At 71.7% G+C, this 7462-nt stretch carries 6 protein-coding genes; 3 read left to right on the top strand and 3 right to left on the bottom strand.

The annotated features are described in order from the left end of the window. The 3 genes from AC51EU_RS05820 to uvrB all read right to left on the bottom strand — a co-directional run. On the bottom strand, positions 1–1080 hold a 1080-nt coding region (locus AC51EU_RS05820), incomplete at its 3' end, for a TerD family protein (RefSeq protein ID WP_496265566.1). 77 nt (positions 1081–1157) lie between these two features. Continuing rightward, the gene (locus AC51EU_RS05815; protein WP_496265565.1) at positions 1158–1736 is read right to left on the bottom strand and encodes a TerD family protein; all 579 of its coding nucleotides are present in this window, start codon (positions 1734–1736) and stop codon (positions 1158–1160) included. A 153-nt stretch (positions 1737–1889) separates the two neighbouring features. Then, on the bottom strand, positions 1890–4022 hold the full coding sequence (uvrB, locus tag AC51EU_RS05810) for an excinuclease ABC subunit UvrB (protein ID WP_496265564.1): 2133 nt from the start codon (positions 4020–4022) through the stop codon (positions 1890–1892). 307 nt (positions 4023–4329) lie between these two features. Here uvrB and AC51EU_RS05805 point away from each other — a divergent pair, with 307 nt between their 5' ends. The 3 genes from AC51EU_RS05805 to AC51EU_RS05795 all read left to right on the top strand — a co-directional run bounded on the left by AC51EU_RS05805 (position 4330) and on the right by AC51EU_RS05795 (position 7449). Further along, the gene (locus tag AC51EU_RS05805; RefSeq protein WP_496265563.1) at positions 4330–5211 is read left to right on the top strand and encodes a glycerophosphodiester phosphodiesterase; all 882 of its coding nucleotides are present in this window, start codon (positions 4330–4332) and stop codon (positions 5209–5211) included. A 70-nt stretch (positions 5212–5281) separates the two neighbouring features. Further along, the gene (locus tag AC51EU_RS05800) at positions 5282–5860 is read left to right on the top strand and encodes a methylated-DNA--[protein]-cysteine S-methyltransferase (protein WP_496265562.1); all 579 of its coding nucleotides are present in this window, start codon (positions 5282–5284) and stop codon (positions 5858–5860) included. Between the two features lie 158 nt (positions 5861–6018). Continuing rightward, the gene (locus tag AC51EU_RS05795) at positions 6019–7449 is read left to right on the top strand and encodes a WGR domain-containing protein (protein ID WP_496265561.1); all 1431 of its coding nucleotides are present in this window, start codon (positions 6019–6021) and stop codon (positions 7447–7449) included. Positions 7450–7462 lie beyond the last annotated feature (13 nt).

Raw genomic sequence — 7462 nt, 5'->3', positions numbered from 1 at the left:
CTCGCGCCCGGGGGCCGGCAGACCGCCGTGCCCCGCCACCGGGCGGCCGCTGTCGATCCACAGCCCGCGCTCCAGGGGCAGCCGGACCAGCATCGGAATCCGCAGCTCCCCCGTCTCCGGGAGGCGCAGGTCCCCCAGCCGTACCGCCGGGGCACGCTCGGACGGGGCGTGGCAGCGCTCCCACACGGGGCTGTCCCAGCGGGCGCAGCAGGGCGGCAGGGCGGGCTCGACGACCTGTGACTCGGCGCGGAGCTGCGCGAGGTCCCGGTCGAGGACCTCCCGGGCGCGGGCGACGAGATCAGCGTGCCGGTCGCGGGCCTCGGCGCGGGCGCCGGAGGCCGTGGCCCCGAGGCGGCCGTGGGCGTCGGCGAGGGCCTCGTCGAGTTCCCGTTCCAGGCGGGAGGCGGCGAAGTCCGCCGCGCCGCGATAGGCGGCGACCGAGCGCGTCAGGTCCTCGAACATGCCCCAGACCTGGTGGTACAGCCGCTCTCCGCCGTCCCCGGGCGGGGCGGGGACGGTACCGGTCTCCGCCCGGCCGGCGGCGGCCTGCTGGATCCCGTCGGCCACTTCCGCCGCCCGCGGCACGCCTTGGTCGTGCAGCAGCGCGGTGAGGCCGGTGGCGTACCCCTGCCCGACCGCGCGGACCTTCCACGCCCCCTGTCTGCGGTACAGCTCCAGGGCCACCAGCGCGGTCTCGGCACCGAGGCCGGTGATCGTGTACGTGACGACGCCGGTGCCGTCCGGGTCCGCGACGACGACGGTGGGCGCGGCGGTGGCACCGAACGCGGCCGGGCCCGCGGCGCCCGCGGCCAGGGCGAGGAACACGCTCACCCGGTGCACGGCGGCGGGCAGCGCGTCCAGTTCCACCGTGACGCGGTGCCCGGCGGTCGCCGTCCGGGCGACCTCGGCGCCCGTGCGGCGCGGCGCGCCCGGACCGACGACGTCCGCGCCGTCCGCGACCACGCCCCGCTCGTCGCCGAGCGTCACTCCGGCCACGACGGGGACGTCCGCCGTGACCTGGATCTCCACCCGGGGCCGGTCCAGCGGATGGTTCTGCCCCCGGACCAGTTCGGCCGTCATCGGTGTCCCCCTGGAGGTCGTACGCCGGGCCCGGACGTGCGCCCGCAGCGGCCGGGGCCCGGCCTGCGGCGCGGTGGTTACAGGTGCGGCAGGATCGCCGGCACCACGTCCTGGAAGGTCCGTCCCTGGGACGGCTCTCCGATGGCGGTCATCTGCCAGCCGCCCGGCGTGCGGTGCACCTTCGACATGATCTGCGCCGTGTAGTCCCCGCCGCCGGTGAGGGTGTAGCGGGCCAGTTCCTGCCCGGTGGTCTCGTCGACGAGGCGGCAGAACGCGTCCTGCACCTCGGCGAACGTCTGGCCGGTGAAGGAGTTGACGGTGAACACGATCTGGTCGATGTGCACCGGGACGCGCGCGAGGTCGACCAGGACCGCCTCGTCGTCACCGCCCTGGCCCGCGCCGCCGACGAGGTTGTCGCCGGTGTGGCGCACGGAGCCGTCGTCGCTGACCAGGTGCTGGAAGAAGACGACGTCGACGGGCTGCTTCCCGGCGAACAGCACCGCCGAGGCATCCAGGTCGATCTCCCGGGTGCGCATCCCGAACAGTCCGCGGCGCGGCGCCGAACGCCACCCCAGTCCCATCCGCACCGCGGTCAGGGTCTCCCCACCGGACTTCGCCAGACTGATGCCCTGTCCCTTGGACAAGTTGACCGACACGCCATCCCCTCTCTGTGCTGTCCCCGCCCGCCTCTTGGGCGACGCCCCCGACCCTACGCACCGCCGCGGGCCGGTGCCGCACCCGGCCCGCGTTCTGTCGCGTTTCCGCACCGCGCCGGGCACCGGTTCACGGCTCCGGTGTCCGGCCCTCCGTCAGCGGACTCCGGCCTCCTTCATCTGCCGCAGTTCCTTCTTCAACTCCCCCACCTCGTCGCGGAGCCGGGCGGCGACCTCGAACTGGAGCTCCGCCGCGGCGGCACGCATCCTTTCGGTCATCTCCTCGATGATTCCGGCCAGTTCGGCGGCGGGCCGGTCCGTCGGCACGCCGGCCCCGGCGCCCTTGCCCTTCGCCGCCTTCCCGCCGAGCGCGGGGACGGACGCCTTGCCCTTGGCCCTGGCCGCCGCGCCGCTCTCCTTGCGGAATCCGGTACCGAGCAGTTCCTGGGTGTCGATCTCCTCGCGGGCGAGGGTCGCGACGATGTCGCCGATCTTCTTGCGGAGGGGCTGCGGGTCGATGCCCTTCTCCTTGTTGTAGGCGAGCTGCTTGGCCCGGCGGCGGTTGGTCTCGTCGATCGCCTTCTCCATCGCCGGAGTGATCTTGTCGGCGTACATGTGCACCTGGCCCGAGACGTTGCGCGCGGCACGTCCGATGGTCTGGATCAGCGCGGAACCGGACCGCAGGAAGCCCTCCTTGTCGGCGTCCAGGATGGAGACCAGCGACACCTCGGGCAGGTCCAGGCCCTCACGCAGCAGGTTGATGCCGACCAGGACGTCGTACTCGCCGGCCCGCAGTTCGCGCAGCAGCTCCACCCGGCGCAGGGTGTCCACGTCGCTGTGCAGATAGCGGACCTGGATGCCCAGTTCGAGGAAGTAGTCCGTGAGGTCCTCGGCCATCTTCTTGGTGAGCGTGGTGACCAGAACCCGCTCGTCCTTCTCGGTGCGCTTGCGGATCTCGTGCACGAGGTCGTCGATCTGCCCCTCGGTGGGCTTGACGACCACCTCGGGGTCGACCAGTCCGGTGGGGCGGATGATCTGCTCCACGAAGCCGTCCCCGCGCGACAGCTCGTACTTGCCGGGGGTCGCCGAGAGGTAGACCGTCTGGCCGATGCGCTCCAGGAACTCCTCCCACTTCAGCGGGCGGTTGTCCATCGCGGACGGCAGCCGGAAGCCGTGCTCCACCAGCGTCCGCTTCCGGGAGGCGTCGCCCTCGTACATCGCGCCGATCTGCGGGACGGTGACATGCGACTCGTCGATGACCAGCAGGAAGTCGTCCGGGAAGTAGTCGAGGAGGGTGTTGGGCGCGGAGCCGGGCTCACGGCCGTCCATGTGCATCGAGTAGTTCTCGATGCCCGAGCAGGAGCCGACCTGCCGCATCATCTCGATGTCGTAGGTGGTGCGCATGCGCAGCCGCTGGGCCTCCAGGTGCTTGCCCTGCTTCTCCATGGTGGCCAGGCTGTCCGCCAGCTCGGCCTCGATCCCGGCGATGGCGCGCTCCATGCGCTCGGGGCCCGCGATGTAGTGGCTGGCCGGGAAGACGTAGAGCTCCTGGTCCTCGCTGATCACCTCGCCCGTGAGCGGGTGCAGCGTGGAGAGGGCCTCCACCTCGTCGCCGAACATCTCGATGCGGACGGCGAGCTCCTCGTAGACCGGGAAGATCTCGATGGTGTCGCCGCGGACCCGGAACGTGCCGCGGGTGAAGGACACGTCGTTGCGGGTGTACTGGATGTCGACGAACCGGCGCAGCAGCGCGTCGCGGTCGATCTCCTGGCCGACCTTGAGCGGCACCATCCGGTCGACGTACTCCTGGGGCGTGCCCAGGCCGTAGATGCACGAGACGGACGCGACCACGACGACGTCGCGGCGGGTGAGCAGGGAGTTCGTCGCGGAGTGCCGCAGCCGCTCGACCTCCTCGTTGATGGAGGAGTCCTTCTCGATGTACGTGTCGGACTGCGGTACGTACGCCTCGGGCTGGTAGTAGTCGTAGTACGAGACGAAGTACTCGACGGCGTTGTTCGGCAGCAGCTCGCGGAATTCGTTGGCGAGCTGGGCGGCGAGCGTCTTGTTGGGCGCCATGACGAGTGTCGGGCGCTGCAACTTCTCGATCATCCACGCGGTGGTGGCCGACTTTCCGGTACCGGTCGCGCCCAGCAGGACGACGTCCTTCTCACCGCCGCGGACGCGCCGCTCCAGCTCGGCGATGGCCGCCGGCTGGTCGCCGCTGGGCTGGTAGGGGCTGACGACCTCGAAAGGCGCCACCGTGCGTTCGATCTTCGATACGGGCCGCATGGCATCCACGGTACGACCCACCACTGACATCCGACGCCGCACATCCCCTGACCTGCCGTTTCCCGCCGCTCGCGGGGCTCTCGCGGGCACGGGCGGCGCTGCCTTCTTCCCCTCCCCCGCGCCCCGCCGGATAGGTACACCAGATCGAAGGGTGACAAGGCGACGGCCGAGATGCGTCGCCGCCGCGCCTCCGGCAAGTTGGACTCGGGCGTGCGTCCGGGGGACGGCCGTTCCGGCCCCTCGGAAGCGGTGCCCGGGTGCGTCCTGCTCTCCCCGCCTCCTGTCCACGACGTCACGAGGAGTCCGTATGCGCATTCGCCCCGCCGCCACCGCCACCGGTGTGCTTCTGGGCCTGGTCACGCTCGTCGTCTCCGCACCGGCCTCCGAGGCCGCACAGGTCCGCCGCACCGCCCTGACGATCGCGCACCGCGGTGCCTCGGCGTACGCGCCCGAGAACACCCTCGCCGCGATCGACACCGCACGGCGGATGGGGTTCCGCTGGGTCGAGAACGACGTCCAGCGCACCAAGGACGGCGTGCTGGTCGTCCTGCACGACACCTCGCTCGCCCGGACCACCGACGTCAAGAAGGTGTTCCCCGGCCGCGCCCCCTGGAACGTCGGGGACTTCACGCTCCGCGAGATCAAGAGGCTGGACGCGGGCCGCTGGTTCGGGGCGAAGTTCACGGGCGAACGGGTTCCCACCCTGAAGGACTACATGAACGAGGCCGAGCACAACCACCAGAGCGTGCTGCTGGAACTGAAGTCGCCGCAGCTGTACCCGGGCCTGGCACGGCAGACGCTCCAGCAGCTGAGGAGCCAGGGGTGGCTCGACCCGTTCCACGTCAGGCACCGTCTGGTCGTCCAGAGCTTCGACCGGGAAGCGATCAGGACGGTCCACGCGCTGCGTCCCGACGTCACGACGGGCTTCCTCGGCAATCCCGCCGTCACCGACCTGCCCGCGTACGCGGCGTTCTGCGACCAGATCAACCCCGTCCACGGCGCGGCGAGCCGGGCCTATGTCGCCGCCGTCCACGCGCTGCGCGGCCCGCACCACCGCGCGATGCGGGTCAACACCTGGACGGTCGACGACGCCGCGACGGCCACCAGGGCCGCCGGTGCGGGCGTCGACGGGATCATCACCAACAAGCCGGACGTGGTGCGCCGCGCCCTGGAGGACCGCGGCCACTGAGCGCGACGGGCGGAGGAGGGGCGCGGCCGGCCCGTCCGCCGCCGTCCGTGGCACGGCCTACGCTGAACACGTGACGAACGCAGAGCACGCCGCGGGCGCGGACGGGGTACGGGACGAGCAGCGGCGCGACTGGGCCTGGAAACGGCTGGACACCCCGATCGGGCCGCTGCTGCTGGCCGCGACGCGCAAGGGCCTGGTCCAGGTCGTCTTCCACGCCGACGAGCGGCTGTCACGCCGTGCCCTGGCCCGTCTGACCAGTGTTTTCGGCTCACCTCCCGTTATGGAGACCCCGCCGCTGGCGGTCGCCGAGGCCGAACTGACCGCGTACTTCGCGGGTGACCTGCGGGCCTTCACCGTCCCCCTGGACTGGTCCCTCATCGCGGGGTTCGCCTCCCGGGTCCTGCACGCCCTCGCCGCCGATGTGCCCTACGGCAGCGTCGTCGGCTACCAGTACCTCGCCGACCGGGTGGGCGAGCCGGGCGCGGCCCGCGCGGTGGGCGCGGCGATGGGGGCCAATCCGCTTCCGGTCGTCGTCCCCTGCCATCGGGTGGTGGCCAGCGACGGCGGGATCGGCGGTTTCGGCGGAGGTCTGGAGACCAAGCGGCAGTTGCTGGCGCTGGAGGGCGTACTGCCCGCGCCGCTGTTCTGATCCTCGGGGTGCCCGGCCGCGGCCTCGCGCCTTCCCCCTACGACCACCGCAATCCGCTCGCAGTGTGAATGCGCAGGTCAGAGGCGATTGTCAGTGGTGTGCCCTACGTTTTCCGGCAGCGGGGAAGGTCACAGGGACCGCCCCGGGAGGGGATCGTCATGTCCGAGTCCACCACGTATCTGGAGCTCTCCCAGGAGGGCGGCGGGGCGCACAAGTTCTACGAGGTGTCGGTGCGGGACACGGTCGTCTCGGTCCGCTACGGGCGGATCGGTGCGGCCGGCCAGCAGCAGACATCGACGTTCCCCACGCCGGAGAAGGCCCGGGCGGCGGCCGCCAAGAAGATCGGCGAGAAGGTCCGCAAGGGCTATGCGCCGGCGGTCCGCGGACAGCGCGCCGCCCGTCCGGTGACACGGCGCCAGGTCACCTCCGCCCCGTCGACGGCGCGTGCGGTGGCGCCGGTGCTGTGGCGGTTCCGTACCGGTGCCGCCGCGTTCGGGATCCACGTCGCGGAGGACCGCTGCTGGGTCGGCAACCAGAACGGCGATGTCTACACCCTCGGCCACGACGGCGAGGTGCTGGCCCGCTACCAGCTCCCCGACGGCGTCAAGTGCCTGGTGGCCGACGACTTCTGGATCTACGCCGGCTGCGACGACGGCACGGTCTACGACCTCTCCTCGAAGCTGCCGTTCGCCGCCTACACCATCGCCGCCGACGTCGACATCTTCTGGCTGGACATCCACGAGGGCATCCTGAACGTCTCCGACCGGAGCGGCGGACTGACCGTCATCGACCACGAGGACGAGTACCAGTGGTCACGGCGGAGCGACGGCGACCACGCCTGGATGGTGCGCCGTGACCCGCGCGCCGTCTACCACGGCCACCAGCGCGGAGTGACGGCCTACGCCGCCGACGGCAGCGGCGAGCTGTGGCACACCGCGACGAAGGGTTCGGTGCTCTTCGGCTGGCAGGAGGCCGACGCGGTGTACGCCGGCACGGACCGCCGGGTGGTGCAGCGCCTGTCGAAGGACGGCGGCACACTGGAGGCGACCTACGCGTGCGACACCGTCGTCTATTCCTGCGCCACCGCGCCCGGCGGCCGCTATGTGTTCGCCGGGGACAACGCGTCGTCGGTGTACTGCTTCGACGCCGACGGCACCCGGCTGTGGAAGCTGGGTACCGGGGGCGGTTCCGCGCTGTCGATGCAGTACCTGGACGAGAAGCTCTACATGGTGACCACCGACGGGTCGCTGGTCTGCGTGGACGCGAGCGACGCCGCCATCGCGGCGGCCCGTTCCGGCACGGTCCCGGTCGCCCGGGACATCAAGTCGGCCGCCGCGCTGCCCACGTACACCCCGTCGGCCACGGTGCGGACGGTGGCGGCGGACGCCGCGTCGGGAATCGTGGTGGAGTGCGTCCAGGAGAACGGCAGGCTGCGGGTGCACGTGGTCTCGGAGGGCTACGACTCCTCCTGGAACGTGCAGTTCCCCCGGCACATACGCCGCGCCGGGGCGCGCTATGTGGTCGACGAGCTGTCGGCGGCCTCGGGTGGCTTCTACCGCGTACGCGGCGAGATCCGGCAGCTCGGCTGACGGGCCGGGCCGC

Source organism: Candidatus Streptomyces philanthi (assembly GCF_059553635.1).
The sequence above is the reverse complement of the archived record's forward strand: the minus strand, read 5'-3'. Positions and strand labels throughout refer to the sequence as shown.

What these genes read in the sequence shown, in the direction of transcription:
- uvrB (WP_496265564.1), bottom strand. Translation starts at nt 4,022, where the DNA reads ATGCGGCCCGTATCGAAGATCGAACGCACGGTGGCGCCTTTCGAGGTC.
- AC51EU_RS05805 (WP_496265563.1), top strand. Translation starts at nt 4,330, where the DNA reads ATGCGCATTCGCCCCGCCGCCACCGCCACCGGTGTGCTTCTGGGCCTG.
- AC51EU_RS05795 (WP_496265561.1), top strand. Translation starts at nt 6,019, where the DNA reads ATGTCCGAGTCCACCACGTATCTGGAGCTCTCCCAGGAGGGCGGCGGG.